Consider the following 20,025-nt stretch of genomic DNA (forward strand, 5'->3'; position numbering starts at 1 on the left):
CCTCTGTTATATATTACTGCTTTTAGCTTTATCCTCTGGGTATTCTATTCTCTGATGGTATATTCCTGTTAGAACTTTTAAAAAGGCATATTTAATTATGTTAATATCTTTTAAGGTTAAATCACAGTTATCAAGCTGCCCCTCATTTAACCTGTCTTTTATAATGTTATTTACCATTTCTTCAATTTTAGACTTAGTAGGTTCATTTATAGACCTTACAGCAGCTTCTACACTATCTGCAAGCATTATAATTCCTGCTTCTTTTGTTTCAGGTGTAGGTCCTGGATATCTAAATTCCTCTTCATTTACATCCTCTGGCTTTTCACTAGAGTTTTTTGCTGTAACATAGAAATACTTAACCAGTGTTGTACCGTGATGCTGTTCTATTATATCTCTTATAACTCTAGGAATTTTATATTCTTGAGATAGTTCTACTCCATCTTTAACATGGGATGTTATTATAAGAGTACTTAAATTAGGAGTAATTTTATCATGTGGATTATCATTTCCCAGTTGATTTTCTTTAAAAAAATATGGTCTCTTTATTTTACCAACATCATGATAATAGGCTGAAACTCTTGCAAGCACTGGATTTCCACCAACTTCTTCTGCAGCAACCTCCGCAAGATTACCAACTAAAATACTGTGATGATAACTTCCTGGGGCCTCAATTAGTAACCTCTTTAGCAGTGGGTTATTAGGATTAGATAACTCTAATAACTTCATAGTAGTTACTATATCAAAAGTACTTTCTAAAAATGGTAGAAAACCTATAGTTAATACGCCAGGATAATATACTGGCTATGCATGAATACATGGCTCTTTTGGTGACATCTACAACGTTATTGCTAAGTAAAAATCCTAATGAAAAAGTGAAGATAACATTAATCACTGCTATATATAGACAAGAGTATAATATATCATTTCTCTGCTGCATTTTCTTTAAAATTATCGCACCTATCACTGCATTTACTACGGCTAAAGCAGTCATTTCTATATTAAAGTCTACTGCTCCACTTATCAAAATACAGTTCAGCACATTTATTGTTAAAGAAATTTTATGATTTACTAAAAGAGTAAAAAGCATTGGTATACAAGCAAGTGGAATCAAAAATGGCGATACCACTGAAAAAGTTCTTGCTAAAAGTATAGATATACAACTTAATATGTTTATCATTATAAGCTTATTTGTATCACTATATATATCACTGTGATATCGTGATAAATAAAACCATTCTAACCCCATTACTAAAAGTATTACTATACTCAAACTAATATATACATACCATTGAAAATGAGAATTATCATTTAAAAGTCCTAAGTCTTTAAGCAATTCTATCTGATACTTTGTTATTGGCTCTCCTTCTTTTACTATTGTTTGATCTTTCTTTATCATAATTGGTGGAACTTTTCTTTTGGCTTCTTCTTTCAGTTCCTCTGTTTTATCTTTGTCATAGAAAAAATTAGGAGATATCTGAGAATAAGCTATGGTTATTACCATATCTCTAAGTGATTTTGAAATCTTTGAAGAATTTACTGTAAATAATATATTTTCCTGAGCTTTTTTTATATCCTCAAGGTTGTCCTTCTGACTATTATCACTTATATTATTATTTTCATAAAGTTCGGCCATAGTTGTATTCAGGAAATTTTGCATTGTTTTTAAGTCTTCCTTACTTAATTTTATTAAAGTTAAATAGTCTTCATCAGATAAACTGATTTCAGAACTGCTTTTTAATTTTTGTACTTTGTCTCGTTCTTCTCCTGCAGAATCTTTTATTTGAAGTAATTTAGTAAAGAAAGTGTTTATCCTATTTATTACTTCTGTTTTCACTTCTGTTTTTTTACTATACTGAATTGGTACGGAATCAACAGCTTGCTTAATCCTGGCTTCGGTAGATACCTGATCCTTCACCTCTCTTGGAGCCTTAATATCCACTCTAGCAATGTCGCCTTCTTTTAAGTTGTATCGTTTAGTAACTAAAGTAGTAAACAATACTGAATATATAAAAATAAATGTTAACATAAAGGTCAAAATTCTATTAGTTTTTTCCCTACCAAAAATTCTCTTTAGTGATAGTTTTTTCATCTTAACCACCTTTTATCCTAATAAATTAGTTCTGTTGCTGCTTTTGTTCCTGCTGTACATCTTGGTTCTGCTGTTCAGTAATTTTTTCTTCCAAAGCCACATTTTCTTCTGCTACAACTAAGACTCTCACAACATAGGTATCTCCAGCTTCGTAGTTTACTATTTTATCTATAATTTTAACAGACTTATCTACATTTGCACATATCTTTGAGTAAAGTTCATTTGCAGTATTATCCACAATTTTTTTAGCATCTCCATGTACTGTAGTTTCCTTTATCTCATAATAGGTTTCTTTTTTAATAAAAAGTTTGTTATCTTCTATTCTATCATATTTATTGAATTTATTTACAGACTTTTTTAGATATATATTCTTCCCTTTTATATTTAAATATATATTTTCAATTTTATTTCCTGTTCTCTCTCTCTTAACAGTATCAATTTTTACTTGTTTGATTTCTTCATAAAAGGTCCTACATATTACATCTCCAACAGCATGAACTTGATAAGCTGTACCTTCCTTTCCCTGTTCTCCTTTAACTAATACTTGACCTTTTCTTATCATATCACCTTTTTTTACTACGGTCGTGCCTGCTTTAGTGTAAACTCTTATAACTTCACCATCTTTTCTAGCTACTAAATTACAAGGGCTGCTTTCTGCAATAATATTAGGAGGCGATTGTCTTTCTGCTGCAGAAATTTTTAATTTAGCTCCCTCTACTCTTGCTCTAACCCACATTATATTCTCATTGTTTTTTATAAGTTTTTCTTCTATATCATAAACATTTATATTTTTTTTATTTATTCCTGGCTTTATACCAAAAGAACTTAGTTGTTGTCTTATTTCATAAGGAGATAAATTATGATCTACACTTATCTCAATGTTCCAAACAAAGGTAGATAAGTAATATAATATTCCCATAAATAGTATTATACCTAAAACTAGCGCTATTCTTCTTTTAATTTTAATAAGAAAGAATGCAAATCCTCTTCTTTTAATTATTTTAATTTTTGTCTTTGTCTTTTTAGCTATCTCTTCAATTTTATCATAATCTCTTAGATTAACATCCATAATCATAGTAGTAATATTTTCTTTTCTTAAGTTTTTTATATAAACACCATTCTTCCACATAAGGTTAACAAATTTTTCAGGTATTAGGGATTGAATCTCTATAGTAATTATACCATTTTTATATTTTTTAAAACTAAATTTACTCATTTCCTTCATAATCAATAGATTTGAATTTTCCTCCTATTGTTATGGTACTTCCGCCCATAAACAATATTTCAAATCTCTCTCCATATATTGATATTAACCCTACCCCTGAATTAATTTTAACCTGATTTTCACCAAAGAGTACAACACCTTTATGATTCTCTATGATTATTTCATTACCACCGGTAACCGTGATTTTAGGCATATTAAGTATTATATCCCTAGGCAAATCTAATTTTTCTGCAATATTTTGCTTTGTACTATATACTTTGTCCTTCACTTTACCACCCCTAAAAATTCTTTCATACTAATTTATGAGGCATAAATTTAATAAATGACAAAATAAAAAAGGTTGAGAACATCTCAACCTTTTATTTATTCAAATATTGCTTTACAATTTGACTTACAAGTTTACCATCAACTCTGCCTTTAATACTAGGCTTAGCTGCAGCCATAACTTTATCTATGTCTTTTATGCTATTAGCTCCCACTTCACTAACTGCCTGTCGAACAATTTCGCAAATTTTCTCTTCGCTTAACTGCTGAGGAAGGTAACTTAACAAGATTTTAATTTTGGCATTTGCCTTATAAACTAAATCCTGCTTATTTCCCTTTTCAAACTCCAGTATAGCTTCGTGTCTTTGCTTAACTTCCTTTGATATTACTTCATATATCTCTTCATAGTCAAGCTTCTTATTATCAGTTTTTTAACTAATAAAATTGCAGCCTTAGCTATACTTATTGTATCAGCTTTTAATTTATTTCTAGATTTCAAAGCTTGCTTCCAATCTTCCTGCAGCTCTTCTTTAAGAGACATTATTTAGTACTTTTTTTCAAAAGAATTCTATTTAAATTTTCTCTTTCTTGCAGCTTCTGATTTCTTTTTTCTCTTTACGCTTGGCTTCTCGTAGTGTTCTCTTTTTCTAACTTCAGAAAGAACACCAGCTCTAGCACATTTTCTTTTGAATCTTCTTAATGCACTTTCTATTGTTTCGTTTTCTCCAACTCTTATTTCTGACATATCTTATCCCTCCCTCCGCTAGCTCAATTTAATTTTAAAAATTAAATGCAGCCTGTGGGTCACATAGCACATTGTTTATTATACAACATTAGTTTAGAAGCTGTCAACAATTTCATTGCATATTTACAATATAACAAACTTGGTATTATTAATGAAACTCCTTCTCCTATTGTCGAATGAGTACTCGCTGAGTAAGCGACTCACTCCAAATCAGAGATTTGGGTTCGCTACTTAACCGATCATCTCAAAATCAAAGATTTTAGATGTCTGCTTAACCTGGAGGCCATTGAAGTGATCTGCCACCTAAAATATGAAAATGAATATGAGATACTGTTTGCCCTCCATCTTCTCCACAATTAGAAACAATTCTATATCCTGTTTCATCAACACCTAACTTTTTAACAATATCTTTAGCAGTTACAAATATATGTGCTATAACTTTTGAATCTTCTTCACTAACTTCATTTAAACTACTTATATGCTTTTTAGGTATTATAAGAACATGAACTGGAGCCCCTGGATTTATATCTTTAAAGCTTAAAACCATATCATCTTCATAAACTTTTTCACATGGTATTTCACCTTTTGCTATCTTACAGAAAATACAATCTTCCATAATTTCACCTCCTTTGACTTTATAATATTCAATATAAATCTAAAATATCCTCCTAAAATCAAACAATAATTTAAAAAAACATGACTTAAGGTATCTGAAATAAAATAACAAGTCAAAGATGCGACGGATATTTTGTATCAGACAAGAAGACAGGTTCCGCAGATAGTCGAACCTATCTAAAGGTTCTGCCGGCGCAGTATGATGCAAAATAGACTAGCATACTGACTAGTTATTTTTTGAAGATGCCTTATAATGTAATTTAATCAGATATTTCCTTTAAATTAGCTCTCCTACTATAAATTCTTTTCTAACTTCAGTTAACTTAGTTCTTACAATTTTTCCTTCTACATTACAACTACTTTTTGATACTACCTTAATATAATTAGGTGTGTATCCTTCATAGGAGGATTCTTCCCCATTGTGTTTTTGTTCATACAGAACATCCATAGTCTTTCCAATTAACTTATTCATAAATTGATCTTCCAGTTTCATGTCTAATTCGATAAGCTTACTGCTTCGTTCATCTTTTATGTTTCCATTTACCTGTTCTTTCATTACAGCAGCTTTTGTGCCTTTTCTTGGGCTATATTTAAACACATGCATTTTTGAAAGCTCTATACTCTTTAAAAATTCATATGTGGTATTAAACTCCTCTTCAGTTTCTCCTGGAAAACCAACTATTATATCTGTAGTTATAGAAACATCTTCTATATTTTTTCTTAGACCTGCAACTATATCTTTATATTCCTTTGTGGTATAGCGTCTATTCATCCTTTTAAGAGTTTCATCACAACCACTTTGTAATGATAAATGAAAGTGTGGACAGAGTTTCTTTAACTCACTAAGATTATCTATAGTTCCTTCTGTAAAGAATTGTGGGTCAATAGATCCTATTCTTATTCTTTCAATGCCTTCAACATTATCTAGTTCTTGAAGTATTTTCACTAAGTTCCAATCTCCTTCTAGGTCTGCACCATATGAAGCTATATGTATACCCGAAAGAATTATTTCTTTAAATCCGTGTTCTGCCAGCTCTTTAGCCTCGCTAATAACCTTCTCTGGTTCTTTGCTACACACTGCTCCTCTAGCAAATGGAATTAAGCAATAGGAGCAAAATCTATTACAACCATCTTGGATTTTTAAAAACGCTCTCGTCTTATCTTGATATTCGCTTATATTTAAATTCTCAAAAACATTATTTTTAAGTACATCGTTAACCTCAATTATCTTTTCTCGTTCTTCCCTTGCTCTATTCACCCAATATACTATATCACCTTTGTTTCTAGTGCCAAGCACTACATCAACACCTTCTATTTTAGATACTTCCTCTGGGGCAATCTGTGAATAACAGCCAACAACCGCTATTACTGCCTCCTCATTTTTTCTTCTTGCTCTGCTTACCATTTGTCTAGATTTTTTATCGCCAATATTTGTCACGGTACAGGTATTTATGACATATACATCGGCATACTCTTCGAAAGGTACTAATTCGTATCCTTCTTTTTTAAATTTTTCAGTCATAGCTTCAGTCTCATACTGATTGACTCTACAACCTAAAGTGGTAAAAGCGACCTTCATTAAATTCTTCCTCCCTTTAGTCGGAACACTGAGCAATTAAGATTACTCGCTCCCGCTCGCTAATTGCTCGTTAAAGCCCATTTAGGGCTTTAACCTCCTTTTAGTCGGAACACTGGGTAACTTAAGATTTTCGCTTCCACATCACAAGTTACCCGTAAAAGTTCATTTAGAACTTTTACCTCCTAAATCTCCTAGCTCATACATTATTAAGGATGTACATACAAAACCTGCAGTTTCTGTTCTAAGTATTCTAGGTCCAAGAGTAATTATATAGGCACCTAATTCTTTTAGAACATTTATCTCATCTTCTTCAAATCCACCTTCTGGTCCGATTATTATACCGATTTTATTTATACTATTTTGAGCTATATCTCTCACAACCTTTTTTATTCCATATCCTTCCTCATTTTCATAAGGAACCAAAATTAAATCAAGTTCTTTAAGTTGTGTTAAAAGCTGTTGAAATTCTAAGGGACCATTTATTTTTGGTATTATACTTCTTTTACTTTGTTTACAAGCTTCAAGTGCAATCCTTACCCATCTATCTAGCTTTTTAAACTCTCCTATTTCATTTTTAACTACAACTCTCTCAGTTATTATAGGAGTTATTTCTTTTACTCCAAGTTCTGTAGCCTTTTGCACAATTAAATCCATTTTACTGGACTTAGGAAGTCCTTGAAATAGGTAAATCTCTACTGGACTTTCATTATTTAAATCTAATTTTTCTTTTAGGCTTACAATAACTTCTTTTTTATCTATTTTCTCTATAATCCCCAAAAATTCTTCGCCTTCACAGTTATTTATGCTAACTTTTTCACCTTCATGAAGTCGTAAAACCTTATATATATGTTTTACATCATCACCTTCAATATATGCTCTATCGCCAGTTATGTTATTCTTTTCAACAAAGAACTTATGCATAACATTACCAACCTCTTTCCACTAGTTTTTAGCTACAATACAAACCCATTCTCCATCTACATTTACTTCTTCTATTTTAAATCCACATTCTTCAAGCTTATTTACTACGTCATCTTTTCTTTCTCTTATAATACCTGAAGATATAAATAGACCTCCGGTCACTATGAATTTTTTAACTTCTTCAGCTAGGAATATTATTACATCTGCAATTATATTAGCTATAACTATATCTGCTTTTCCATCAACTACTTCCATTAAATTTCCGTGCATTATTTTTATATTGTCTATGTTGTTATATTTAACATTTTCTCCTGCAGATTTTACAGCTACTGGATCTAAATCAACTCCTATTGCTTCCTTTGCTTTAAGCTTTGCTGCTGTAATAGCTAGAATTCCTGATCCAGTTCCTATATCAAAAACTACGGACTCAGGTTTAACATATTTTTCTAAAGCCTTAATACACATTCTTGTAGTTTCATGAGTTCCTGTGCCAAAAGCCATTCCTGGATCAAGTTCTACAATAATCTCATCATCTTTAACTTCATAGTTTTCCCAAATAGGTTTTACTACTACTTTTTCTCCTATCTTAGCTGGCTTATAATACTTCTTCCAATTATTTTCCCAATCTTCTTCATTTACTTTACATACTGTAATTAATCCTTTGCCTTTATCTATTCCAAACTGCTCTAAATTATTAATACTGTCCTTTATGTATCTCAAGTATTCATCCATATGTTCATCCTGTTTATAATATCCTTTAACTATTGCACCATCCTTTACAAGTAGCAAAGTTTCATCAAAGTAATCCCAATCTCCGGGATTTTTTTTCTTAAATTCTATATCCTCTGGGTCCTCTATAGATACCCCTTTGACTCCAGTATTGTAAAGTATACCCGAAACAGCCTCTACAGCTTCGCTGCTCGTAACTATCGCAACCTCTATCCATTCCTTATCCATAAGTTACCTCCACAAATTTTAATAATTTACAATTCACATATAAGGATTTTTTCCGTAAGAAAATAAAATCCTTCCTCATTGTCCATTTATAATTACTAACAAATCTACTTTATAATTACTAACAAATCTACTTTATAATTATAACCTGTCTCTGTCAATATATAATATTATCATAAAAAAACTTTGTTTCTTCTAAAATAGAATTAAGAAGAAACAAAGTTCATGCTATTTAAAACTATCTTTTATTTTATCTACGAAAGATTTTTTATTTCCTTCACCAGTTGGAGTTTCTCCACTAGCTTCCATGAACATTTCTAGAGCTTCTCTTTGCTTTTGGTTTAGATTTTTAGGTATATCTACTATTACATTAACATATTGATCTCCTCTACCATGTCCGTTAACCCTTGGAACACCTTTACTCTTTAATCTAAATATAGTTCCTGGTTGAGTACCAGCTGGTATCTCATATTTGACATCTCCATCTACTGTAGGGACTTTTATTTCTGTACCTAATGAAGCCTTTGCAAAGCTTATGTGAGTATCGAAGTAGATATCAGTACCCTTTCTTTTAAAGGTTGCATGAGGAGCAACTCTAATATTTACATATAAATCTCCTGCTGGACCGCCATTCGTGCCATGTTCTCCCTGACCTCTCATAGGCATTACATTTCCTGTATCTACACCAGCTGGAACATTTATCTTTATCTTTCTTTGTTTTCTTACTTTTCCTTTGCCCTTACATTCATTACAAGGATCTGTTATTATAGTTCCTTTACCTGCGCACTTATCACAAGTACTCATACTTACGAAGCTTCCAAGCGGTGTATTTCTTTGAGTTCTTACTTGGCCAGTTCCACCACATTTATCACAAGTTTTCGGATGACTTCCTGCTTTTGCTCCAGTACCACCGCACTTATCACAACTCTCACTTCTCGTAATATTTATTTGCTTTTCTACTCCAAAAATCGCTTCTTCAAAAGTTAAGTTTAGAGTATACTCAAGGTCCGCCCCTCTTTCAGGACCATTTTTTCTTCTTCCTCCTCCTGAGAATCCACCACCAAAGAAGGAATCAAATATATCTCCAAACCCTCCAAAATCTGAGAAGTCAAATCCTCCTTCAAATCCGCCTCCGTTGAAATCAGTTGTTCCAAACTGATCATACTGAGCCTTCTTCTGAGGATCTGACAGTACCTGATAAGCTTCATTTAGTTCCTTAAATTTTTCCTCTGCTTCTTTGTTATCAGGATTTCTATCTGGATGGTATTTTAGTGCTAATTTTCTAAATGCCTTTTTAATTTCATCGTCGCTTGCGCCTTTTTCCAGCCCAAGTATCTCATAATAATCCTTTTTTGCCATCCCTTATTTTTCACCACCTAATTAATAGATTAAATAAAATTATTTCTTAAATTTCACTAAAGATTGTACCCTTATTACCATAATTGAATTGTAAACTCCCATAAGACATCTGAAAGAAAATAACAACTCAAAATAGCCCATCATACTGGTTAGTCATTTTTTTCAAGATGCCTAACCTACTGATGTATATCTACAAATTGTTTATTACTTAAATTAAGGGAGGAGTATGAACTCTTCCCTTAATTATTAACAATTTACATTATACACACATATTATTAAAGAGTGAAGAGGAAATAATTATTTATCATCTTCTACTTTGAAATCAGCATCTACTACATTATCATCTTGCTTTGTTCCAGCATTAGCTCCACCCATGTTGTTTGGATCAAAGCCTGCGCCTGCACCTGCACCCTGTGCATTAGCATCTTGATATAATTTTGATGAAATTCCGTAGAATGTCTGAGTTAACTCTTCAGTAGCTTTCTTTATAGCTTCCAAATCATTTCCATCTTTAACTGCGTTAACAGCCTTTACTTGATCTTCTATTTTAGCTTTATCTTCTGCTGACACTTTGTCTCCAAGCTCTTTTAATGTCTTTTCAGTTTGGTAAACAATTTGATCAGCATTATTCTTAACTTCTATTGATTCTTTTCTCTTTTTATCTTCCTCTGCATGCTTTTCAGCTTCTTTAACAGCCTTTTCTATTTCGTCATCATTCAAGTTAGTTGAGGCAGTAATTGTTATATTAGCTTCTTTTCCTGTTCCTTTATCTTTAGCAGATACGTTAACTATACCATTAGCATCAATATCAAATGTAACTTCTATTTGTGGAATTCCTCTTGGAGCTGGAGCTATACCTGAAAGTGTAAATCTTCCAAGAGTCTTATTATCAGCAGCCATTTGTCTTTCACCTTGAACAACATGTATTTCAACAGATGTTTGACCGTCTGCTGCAGTTGAGAAGACTTGACTCTTTCTTGTTGGTATAGTTGTATTTCTTTCGATTAATGAAGTAGAAACTCCTCCTAAAGTCTCAATACCAAGTGTTAGAGGAGTAACATCAAGAAGTAATACATCTTTAACATCTCCAGTTAAAACTCCCGCTTGGATAGCAGCTCCTACTGCAACACATTCGTCTGGATTAACTCCCTTTGAAGGATCTTTTCCTGTAAAGTCTTTAACAGCATCTTGAACTGCTGGTATTCTTGTAGAACCTCCAACAAGTATAATCTTATCTATTTGGTCTATTGTAAGTCCAGCGTCATTTAATGCCTTTCTCATTGGTTCGATAGTTCTTTGTACTAAGTCATGAGTTATTTCATTAAATTTAGCTCTAGTTAAATTCATATCAATATGCTTTGGACCAGTTGCATCTGCTGTTATAAATGGAAGGTTTATGTTTGTTTGCATTGAAGCAGATAGTTCTATTTTAGCTTTTTCAGCAGCTTCTTTTAATCTTTGAAGTGCCATTTTGTCATTTCTTAAGTCTATTCCATTTTCAGCTTTAAAAGTGTCAGCTATATAGTCCATAACTTTTTGGTCAAAGTCATCTCCACCAAGCTTCGTATCACCATTTGTAGCTTTAACTTCAAATACACCATCACCAAGTTCTAGTATTGATACGTCGAAAGTACCGCCACCAAGGTCATATACAAATATTTTTTGGTTAGTATCCATCTTATCCATACCATAAGCAAGTGATGCTGCTGTTGGCTCATTTATTATTCTTAATACTTCAAGACCTGCTATTTTACCAGCATCTTTTGTTGCCTGTCTTTGGCTGTCATTAAAGTAAGCTGGAACTGTTATTACTGCTTGAGTAACAGTTTCACCAAGATAAGCTTCAGCATCAGCCTTTATTTTTTGAAGTACCATAGCTGATATTTCTTGTGGTGTATATTCTTTTCCATCTATATTTACTTTATGATTTGTTCCCATATGTCTTTTTATTGATATTATTGTTTTGTCTGGATTAGTAATTGATTGTCTTTTTGCAACCTGCCCTACTAATCTTTCTCCACTTGCTTGAAATGATACTACAGATGGAGTTGTCCTTGCTCCTTCAGCGTTTGGTATAACTACTGGATCTCCACCCTCCATAACAGCTACACATGAGTTAGTTGTTCCTAAATCAATACCTATTACTTTTGCCATACTAATTTACCTCCTAGTATTAAATGTACTTATCTTTCTAAATTTATATTTTTAAGAAATTTTCTTTTTTATTGAATATGTTAATATTAGTTAAACACATTGCTTGCGAAATAAGATTTCCCCTTAGTTAGCAACCTTAACCATACTATATCTTAAAACCTTATCTCCTCTTTTATATCCTTTTTGGAAAACCTCAACTACTTGATTCTTTCCATATTGGTCATCCTCTATGTGCATAACAGCATTGTGGAAATTTGGATCAAATTCACCTTCATTTGAAATTTCTTCAACACTTAGTTTTTCTAAGGCACTTCCAAACTGCTTTATTGTAATTTCTATACCTTTTTTAATATCTTCTGCGCTGCCTTCTACAGATATAGCTCTCTCTAAGTTGTCAAGAACAGGCAGCATTTCCTTTAGTACATCTTCACATGCATCTGTATATATTCCTTCTTTTTCTTTCGAAGTTCTCTTTCTAAAATTATCATATTCTGCATTTAATCTTGCTAATCTATCCTTAAGAGCTTCATTTTCATTTTCTATTTTATTATTTTCATCTAACAGTTTTTGATTTTCTTCTTTTACCCCACTTAGCAAATCATCAAAGTTGGTTTCAACATCTTCGACTTTTTCGCTATTAACCTCTTCTGCATTATCAACTTCTTGTAAATTTTCTTCTTTTTCTAATGAATCAATACACTCATTTTCTTCTATTTTTTTATCCTCTTCATTAATCATTCACACGCCTCCTCCAATCTAGCATTTTCTTGATTGATATTATCTCTATTTATCATCATAATAAATGTTTGTTAGGATAAAGTTTAATTCTCTAACAACATTAGCCAACACTGAAATCACCTTTGAATAAGGCATTCTTGTAGGACCAATTACCCCTATTTCTCCAACTGGTCTGTCTTTTACATTATATACTGCGGATACAACACTACATTCTTCTGCACCTTCTATAAAGCTTTCTGTTCCAATTTTAATTGAGATGTTTGAAGAACTGTTAAGTAAGCCGCTAATTTTATCTTTATTATCCAATAATGACAGAAATCCACGTGCCTTTTCTATATCTTTGTATTCAGGGTAATTAAAAATATTAGTTGCACCTTCCATATATATTTCGCCATTATCATCACTGCTTAAACTTTCATATAAAACTGGAATTATAGCATTAAATATATCTTCATATCCTTCTAAATCTTTTTTCAAGTTATTTATAACTTCTAGATTTATTTGTTCGCAATTTAAGTTTTTTAGTCTTGCATTTAATATATTACTTAATGTTGCTAATATATCAGAACTTACGGTTTTTCCCGCTCTTACAACATTATTTTTTATTATACCGCTATCCGTTATTATTACGAATAATATATTGTTAGAGTCTATATTTAAAAGCTGAACATATTTAATATAGCTCTTACTTACAGATGGTGTTTTTACAATGGATGTCAGATTAGTAAGCCCAGATAGAAGCGCTGTAGCTTGTTTAATTATCGTATTTACCTCGAATAATGCATTAGCTAAAATTTGATTTTTTATAATGTATTCTTCTTCTGGAGTTAACTTAGGAATTTTCATTAACTTATCCACATATAATCTATAACCTTTATTTGATGGTCTTCTTCCCGCTGAACTATGAGGCTGTTCAAGATACCCCATGTCTTCAAGATCTGCCATTTCATTTCTTATGGTGGCTGAACTTATCCCTAAGTCATACTTTTTAGCTATGGTTCTGGATCCCACAGGCTCAGCAGTCATTATATAATCATTAATAATAGCCTGAAGTATTTTTATTTTTCTTTCATCCATTTCCATAATATCACCTCTTTGTTAGCACTCATTAGTGTTGAGTGCTAATCACTATGATTAAAAAATATCACTCATAATTTTATTTGTCAATGTTGTATAAATTGCATTATATAATCAAATAAAATGATTTATCGAATTTTAAATAAATAATTATATAATTTCTCCATTTTGCTCGTGATTTCTAGTCATATTTATATTTTTTGTTGATATATCACAATTTTAGCCTTATTTCTTTAAAATTAAGGTAGCCTAATACGTTAATTATTGAATAAAGTCACACATTATACTATTAGAAAGCTCAAGACCTCTTTCGCTTAAAAATAATCTGTCATCTTTCTTAATGAGCATTTGATTATTTATATGCTTCTTTATTATTTCTCCATATACAGAGTAAATATCTTTCTGAAATCTCTCAGAAAAGCCAATTATAGAAATTCCATCTATTTTTCTGAGGCCCATAAACATAAATTCCTCCGTTTCATCCTTTAAGGAGTTTTTATGCATATCAAGTTTTAAATTTCTATTCATACGGACATCTCTAATATATTCTTCTATATTTTCAGTTTTTCTATACCTCAAACCATCTACATATGAATGAGAAGCCACGCCACAGCCTACGTATTCTTCTAAATTCCAATAAACTAGATTATGAACACATTCTCTCTTTGGCTTTGAGAAATTAGAAATTTCATACTGATGATATCCTTGTTGTCTTAAGAAGCTTACTATATGCCTATACATTTCCCTTTCCAATTCTTCACTTGGAAGATTAAGTTTATCTTCCTCATACATTTTATGAAAAGGTGTATTTTCTTCTATAATAAGACTGTAACAAGAAACATGTTCCGGATTTAATCTCACAACACTTTCCAATGTGTTTTGTAAGTCATTCATATTCTGATCTGGAAGACCAAACATTAAATCCACATTTATATTATTAAAACCCATTTTCCTTGCAAGTTCATATGCTTCTATAAATTCATCAGTACTGTGTATTCTTCCAATCTTTTTTAATATTCTATTTTGCCATGACTGTAATCCTATACTTAGCCTGTTAACTCCCATTTCCCTTAAAAATTTAAGTTTCTCCTCTGTAAAAGTACCTGGGTTACCCTCCACAGTAAATTCTAAATTCTCAGCTTTATTAAGCTTATCAATAGCCTTCTTTATATTAGTCCATGCATCTAAAGACAAATAGGTGGGAGTTCCCCCACCTATAAATATTGTCTTTATAACTCTATCACTTATGCTATCTATGTCTTTCTCTAAAGCTCTAGAATATTCGATCATAAATTCTTCTTTACCGCAAAAGAGGGAAAATCACAATATAAACATTTTTGTTTACAGAAGGGGATGTGAATATATAATGCTATTTCTTTATTCTTTAACATTATTAAGTCCCTCCAATATCTTAGATATTTTAAATTTTACACTCTTATTCTTCTGTCTTGAGAACCGCCATAAATGCTTCTTGTGGAACTTCTACGCTTCCAACCTGTCTCATTCTCTTCTTTCCTTCTTTTTGTTTCTCAAGAAGCTTTTTCTTTCTTGATATATCTCCACCATAGCATTTTGCTAAAACGTCTTTTCTCATTGCTTTAACAGTTTCTCTTGCGATAACCTTTCCGCCAACTGCAGCCTGAATAGGTATTTCAAACATTTGTCTTGGAATAATTTCCTTTAACTTTTCCGCTATAGCTCTTCCTCTTGCATAGGCTCTTTCATCTGGAACTATCATAGATAAAGCATCTACTACATCTCCATTTAAAAGTATATCAAGCTTTACAAGTTTAGCTGGTTTATATCCTGCTAATTCATAGTCTAAAGAAGCATATCCTCTTGACCTTGACTTTAAAGCATCAAAAAAATCATATATTATTTCATTTAATGGAATTTCATAGTTCAAGCTTACTCTGGTAGTATCTATATACTGCATATCCTTGAATATTCCACGTCTATTTTGAGCTAAATCCATAACTGGTCCAACATAATCCGATGGCGTAATTATAGATGCTTTAACAATTGGCTCCTCCATGTATTTTATTTCTGTAGTATCTGGAAGATTTGTTGGGTTGGTAAGTTCTATAACAGTACCATCAGTTTTTCCTATCTTGTATATAACAGATGGGGCTGTAGTTATAATATCTAAATTAAATTCTCTTTCTATTCTCTCTTGAATTACATCCATGTGTAATAGACCTAAAAATCCGCATCTAAATCCAAAACCTAATGCTATAGAAGTTTCTGGCTCGAAGGAGAGAGCTGCATCATTTACTTGAAGCTTTTCAAGCGCTTCTTTTAATTCACCATATTTTGCTCCGTCTACTGGATAAATACCACTGTATACCATAGGTATTGCTGGTCTATATCCTGCTAATGCTTCCTTTGCTGGTCTTTTAGCTTCTGTTACTGTATCACCAACACGAGCATCTCTAACATTTTTTATAGAAGCAGTGAAATATCCAACATCACCTGCTTTTAACTCTGGAACAGACATATATCTTGGTACAAATATCCCTGTTTCTGTAACCTCATACACTTTGCCCGATGCCATTAGTTTTATTTCTGTTCCTGGTTTTATCGTTCCCTCTTTAACTCTTACATGACATACTACACCCTTATAACTGTCATAGTATGAGTCAAAAATAAGAGCTCTTAATGATGCTTCTTCATCACCCTCTGGTGCAGGCACTTTCAATACCACAGCCTCAAGTACATCTTCAATATTAATTCCAGTTTTAGCTGAAACTAATGGTGCATCATGTGCTTCTAAACCTATTATATCCTCTATTTCCTGTTTTACCTCTTCCGGTCTTGCACTAGGTAGATCTATTTTATTTATTACTGGCACTACTTCCAAATCATGATCCAATGCTAAATAACAGTTTGCTAAAGTTTGAGCCTGTATCCCCTGAGTAGCATCTACTACCAATATCGCACCTTCACAAGCAGCTAAGCTTCTTGAAACTTCATAGTTAAAATCTACATGTCCTGGGGTATCTATTAGGTTTAGAATATACTCTTCACCATTAGGTCTTTTATAAACAAGTCTTACTGCCTGTGATTTTATTGTTATTCCTCTTTCTTTTTCAAGATCCATATTATCAAGTACCTGCTCATCCATCTCTCTTTCAGTAAGGGTACCTGTTTTCTGTATTAATCTATCTGCAAGTGTTGACTTTCCGTGATCTATGTGAGCAACAATAGAAAAATTTCTTATACGCTTTTGTCTTTCGCTCTGCATACCGTTTTACCCTCCATTACTAGTTAACAATTTAAAAGATTTGCACTTTTATGCAAATCTTTCTCATACTTTTAGTAGTATAAATAATCATAGTAAATTATAACACAAGGTTAGTATGGAGAAAAGTATATTACCTGACTTTATTTTGTAAAGCGCCATTTATTTTTTCCTCTACACTTTTAAATACCTCAGAAGTTCTATTTATGATACCAGAGGTGCTATTATAAACCTTGCTCTCTATATTATTTAATAATTCTACAGAGCCCTTTTTTATATTAGCAGCTACTTTATTATTTATGTAAAAGGAGTATTCACTAATATCCATTCTAAAATCAAAAGGCGACATATTATAGCTTATTTTAAAAGTAGATCTATCTTTTATAAACTTAGGTAAGCTATCACTTATTACTATGAAGCCATAAAGTACTATAACTAGAGATATTGATAATACTAATATAATATTTCTAACTCTAGTTTTCATAAAAAAATACACCCCCTTATAACAATTTATACCTCGTTATCTTAAGGATGTACCATTTTAATACTTTTATTCACTTTTTAAAAAATATGCGACATAGTTTTTATAGGAAAAGTAACTAGATCGTTAGCTTATACAGAGGGATATGTTTTCAAAGCTGAAGTAGATTTAAAAACTTTGTGCCAGTCTTAGTGAAGGGTTTTAAGAGAACCTTAGAACTTTAAGTTGGTCCGAGTGAGCATAGTGACTTATGTAGCGAAATTTTTATATTACAAATCAAAGTACTACTTATTTAGAGCTTCAGCTATTGCTCTAGCTAAATATTTTGTGGAGGCCTTTGCTTCGTTAGTGGTATTAATATCCGCTCCCACCTCTATTAAAATAGCGTTATTACTTCTATCTTGATTAAAGTATCTAGTTCCATAGTTGTAATAAACCGTATCTTTGTAAAAACCAGGAAAATTTTTATTGCAACTTTCTATTATTTTATTAGCTAGTACCATATTTTTGTCAAAGTGAGGATTCTTTTTTGCCATTACAAGACTTATTTTAGCTACATTTTCTCCGTTCATTTTAGTGGTAACAGCCTTCTTATTATCACCTACAGAATCCCTATGCAAGTCTATTATTAGCTTAAAGTCCTTATACTTTTTCAAATACTTATCTAGAGTTACTACTGATCTCGCATAACTTTGGGTATAGGCTTCAGCATCATGAACGGTTGTGTCATTAATTGCCGATATTCCGTAATTTGACTGTAACTCACTCACTAAAGCATCACCAACAGCACAAACATTTTGACTATTATCAGAACTAATAGCATCTCCTGGTTTATAACTTTCAGTGGTATGAGTATGATATATTAAAACTTCAGGTTTATCGGTATTTAAAGTCTTCTTAAGTTTTGGATCATATACACTAACTGATTTATTTTCTAGGTTCAAATCGCTATTTGCATCTGGGTTTGCTTTTTCGTTATCTCTTGCAATTTGTTTATCATCTAACTTAAAATGATTAAAATCTACATTTAGCTTATCTTTTCCTCCAGAGTTATCTATATTTATAAATGATAACTCTTTGCCTAGTACCGACATAGGATTATTTAAATTTAAGCCAACCATACCTAATACCGATTGTTCAATTGTAAAACCATTTTCAGCCATATCTTCTTCACTAAAGGAGGTAGCCTTAACAACTGGCATAGTATAGTTTAGTATTTGAACAAAAAACATATTTCTATTAATACTGCTACCATAAGAATTGGCTTTTACCACACAGGGCAAAATAATAACCATAATTGTCGTTACCATTAATATAAATGTCCTAAGTTTGAAATCCTTTTTGCTACTCATTCTTTTGTAATTCACTTCTTCACTGCTATGAAAAAACTCAAAGCAGTTCCCCCCTCTCATGTAGTCTAAGTTTTTCACGCTTTCGTGATATTAAATTATATGAGAAGGGACTATAATTTATAACTTAAGTTAAAAATCTGTTTATGTCTTCTAGATCTAAAGCTGGTTGAAGAGCTATGTTTATCCCATTAGCTATTACTTTTGAAACAGAATCTATAACCAAATCAACTTCTTTTGGAGTAACCATAAGATTTCCAACATAAGGGTCTAGTATCTCCTTAATCATTGCATACTTTTCTTCCTTGCCTAAAGACTTTAACATATTATAGAATTCTCCACCCTTTTCTGCTTGCTTTATCATTTGATCTAAAACCATATCTATCGTGTCATTAGCCATAGTAGCAGCATCTACAACAGTTGGCACTCCTATAGCTATAACTGGTATACCTAAAGTTTGCTCACTTAATTCCATTCTTCTATTACCTACTCCTGAGCCAGGTGATATTCCAGTATTTCCAACCTGTATAGTTGAATTTACCCTTTCTATTTTTCTTGAAGCTAAGGCGTCTATACATATTATTAAATTAGGCTTTATTTTATCTACAACCCCCTTTATAATCTCTCCTGTTTCAATTCCTGTAAGTCCTAAAACTCCTGGTGCTATGGCGCACACTGGTCTTATATCTTCATCTATTTGATCTGGTATAAGCTGCTTTAAGTGTCTTGTTACCATAAGCTTTGAAATAACTTTAGGACCTAAAGCATCAGGTGTTATATTCCAATTTCCTAGACCAACTACAAGTGCAGTCATGCTATCATCAAGTTTAACCATATTTGATAAGCTCTCTCCAAGAACTCTACTTACTTCGTCCATTGTATCAGCATCATAATGAGTAAATCTAGGCATATCTATAGTTATGTATGTACCTTTAGGCTTTCTCATCATTCTTTCACCAATATCATTTATTATCTTAACACTAGTTATTTTTATTTCCCCTTCTTTGCGCTCATCTACTTCCACTCCTGATATATCTTCACTATTCTGCTTCTCATATATCTCCTTTGCTTCAACAGCTAAATCTGTCCTAATACTAAACATAATTTCACATCCCTTTAACTCATTTTTTAATTCTCCATTATTAGTTTTTCCTTATTTTTCGTTCATATTCTTATTTCTGAATTCAGGCATATGAAAAGAAATAATAGACCAAAGATTCGAGAATACTGGTCT

General features: G+C 31.9%; 15 protein-coding genes and 3 pseudogenes. All 18 read right to left on the bottom strand.

All coding sequences use genetic code 11. The annotated features are described in order from the left end of the window. Nucleotides 1–6: 6 nt before the first annotated feature. Nucleotides 7–2,089, bottom strand: a pseudogene (locus RCG18_RS02330) (HD family phosphohydrolase). 25 nt (nucleotides 2,090–2,114) lie between these two features. Beyond that, nucleotides 2,115–3,305 (bottom strand): sporulation protein YqfD, encoded by a 1,191-nt coding sequence (yqfD, locus tag RCG18_RS02335; RefSeq protein ID WP_374119022.1) that lies wholly within the window; start codon nucleotides 3,303–3,305, stop codon nucleotides 2,115–2,117. After that, nucleotides 3,298–3,582, bottom strand: coding sequence for a sporulation protein YqfC (gene yqfC / locus RCG18_RS02340; protein ID WP_308039837.1), 285 nt, complete (start codon nucleotides 3,580–3,582; stop codon nucleotides 3,298–3,300). The genes yqfD and yqfC overlap by 8 nt, the downstream gene beginning before the upstream one ends. Before the next feature lie 91 nt (nucleotides 3,583–3,673). Continuing rightward, nucleotides 3,674–4,119, bottom strand: a pseudogene (locus RCG18_RS02345) (GatB/YqeY domain-containing protein). Between the two features lie 27 nt (nucleotides 4,120–4,146). Next, nucleotides 4,147–4,323: a 30S ribosomal protein S21 gene (gene rpsU, locus RCG18_RS02350; RefSeq protein WP_066618478.1), complete on the bottom strand. Its 177-nt coding sequence runs from the start codon at nucleotides 4,321–4,323 to the stop codon at nucleotides 4,147–4,149. A 271-nt stretch (nucleotides 4,324–4,594) separates the two neighbouring features. Next, nucleotides 4,595–4,939, bottom strand: coding sequence for a histidine triad nucleotide-binding protein (locus RCG18_RS02355; RefSeq protein ID WP_308039838.1), 345 nt, complete (start codon nucleotides 4,937–4,939; stop codon nucleotides 4,595–4,597). A 276-nt stretch (nucleotides 4,940–5,215) separates the two neighbouring features. Then, nucleotides 5,216–6,517 (bottom strand): tRNA (N(6)-L-threonylcarbamoyladenosine(37)-C(2))-methylthiotransferase MtaB, encoded by a 1,302-nt coding sequence (mtaB, locus tag RCG18_RS02360; protein ID WP_308039839.1) that lies wholly within the window; start codon nucleotides 6,515–6,517, stop codon nucleotides 5,216–5,218. A 162-nt stretch (nucleotides 6,518–6,679) separates the two neighbouring features. Continuing rightward, entirely contained in the window at nucleotides 6,680–7,438 is a 759-nt protein-coding gene (locus RCG18_RS02365; protein ID WP_308039840.1) for a 16S rRNA (uracil(1498)-N(3))-methyltransferase, read from the bottom strand. A gap of 21 nt (nucleotides 7,439–7,459) precedes the next feature. Continuing rightward, nucleotides 7,460–8,395 carry a 50S ribosomal protein L11 methyltransferase gene (gene prmA / locus RCG18_RS02370; protein ID WP_308039841.1) on the bottom strand — a complete coding sequence of 312 codons (936 nt, stop codon included), beginning with the start codon at nucleotides 8,393–8,395 and terminating at the stop codon, nucleotides 7,460–7,462. Between the two features lie 225 nt (nucleotides 8,396–8,620). Next, nucleotides 8,621–9,751 (bottom strand): molecular chaperone DnaJ, encoded by a 1,131-nt coding sequence (gene dnaJ / locus RCG18_RS02375; RefSeq protein WP_308039843.1) that lies wholly within the window; start codon nucleotides 9,749–9,751, stop codon nucleotides 8,621–8,623. 297 nt (nucleotides 9,752–10,048) lie between these two features. After that, a complete protein-coding gene (gene dnaK / locus RCG18_RS02380; protein ID WP_211141155.1) occupies nucleotides 10,049–11,905 on the bottom strand; it encodes a molecular chaperone DnaK in 1,857 nt (618 codons plus the stop codon). A gap of 123 nt (nucleotides 11,906–12,028) precedes the next feature. After that, complete coding sequence (gene grpE, locus RCG18_RS02385) at nucleotides 12,029–12,640, bottom strand: nucleotide exchange factor GrpE (protein ID WP_308041949.1); 612 nt, start codon at nucleotides 12,638–12,640, stop codon at nucleotides 12,029–12,031. 48 nt (nucleotides 12,641–12,688) lie between these two features. Then, nucleotides 12,689–13,726 (bottom strand): heat-inducible transcriptional repressor HrcA, encoded by a 1,038-nt coding sequence (gene hrcA, locus RCG18_RS02390; protein WP_308039844.1) that lies wholly within the window; start codon nucleotides 13,724–13,726, stop codon nucleotides 12,689–12,691. A gap of 255 nt (nucleotides 13,727–13,981) precedes the next feature. Beyond that, a pseudogene (gene hemW, locus RCG18_RS02395) lies at nucleotides 13,982–15,111 on the bottom strand (radical SAM family heme chaperone HemW). 44 nt (nucleotides 15,112–15,155) lie between these two features. Beyond that, nucleotides 15,156–16,964: a translation elongation factor 4 gene (gene lepA / locus RCG18_RS02400; protein ID WP_308039845.1), complete on the bottom strand. Its 1,809-nt coding sequence runs from the start codon at nucleotides 16,962–16,964 to the stop codon at nucleotides 15,156–15,158. A 130-nt stretch (nucleotides 16,965–17,094) separates the two neighbouring features. Continuing rightward, nucleotides 17,095–17,445, bottom strand: coding sequence for a hypothetical protein (locus RCG18_RS02405; RefSeq protein WP_308039846.1), 351 nt, complete (start codon nucleotides 17,443–17,445; stop codon nucleotides 17,095–17,097). Nucleotides 17,446–17,726: 281 nt separating this feature from the next. Beyond that, a complete protein-coding gene (locus RCG18_RS02410; RefSeq protein ID WP_374119023.1) occupies nucleotides 17,727–18,809 on the bottom strand; it encodes a stage II sporulation protein P in 1,083 nt (360 codons plus the stop codon). A gap of 109 nt (nucleotides 18,810–18,918) precedes the next feature. Further along, nucleotides 18,919–19,893 (bottom strand): GPR endopeptidase, encoded by a 975-nt coding sequence (gene gpr, locus RCG18_RS02415; protein ID WP_308039847.1) that lies wholly within the window; start codon nucleotides 19,891–19,893, stop codon nucleotides 18,919–18,921. Nucleotides 19,894–20,025: the final 132 nt, after the last annotated feature.

The sequence above is a fragment of the Clostridium sp. OS1-26 genome (assembly GCF_030915445.1).
Classification (GTDB): domain Bacteria; phylum Bacillota; class Clostridia; order Clostridiales; family Clostridiaceae; genus Clostridium_AM.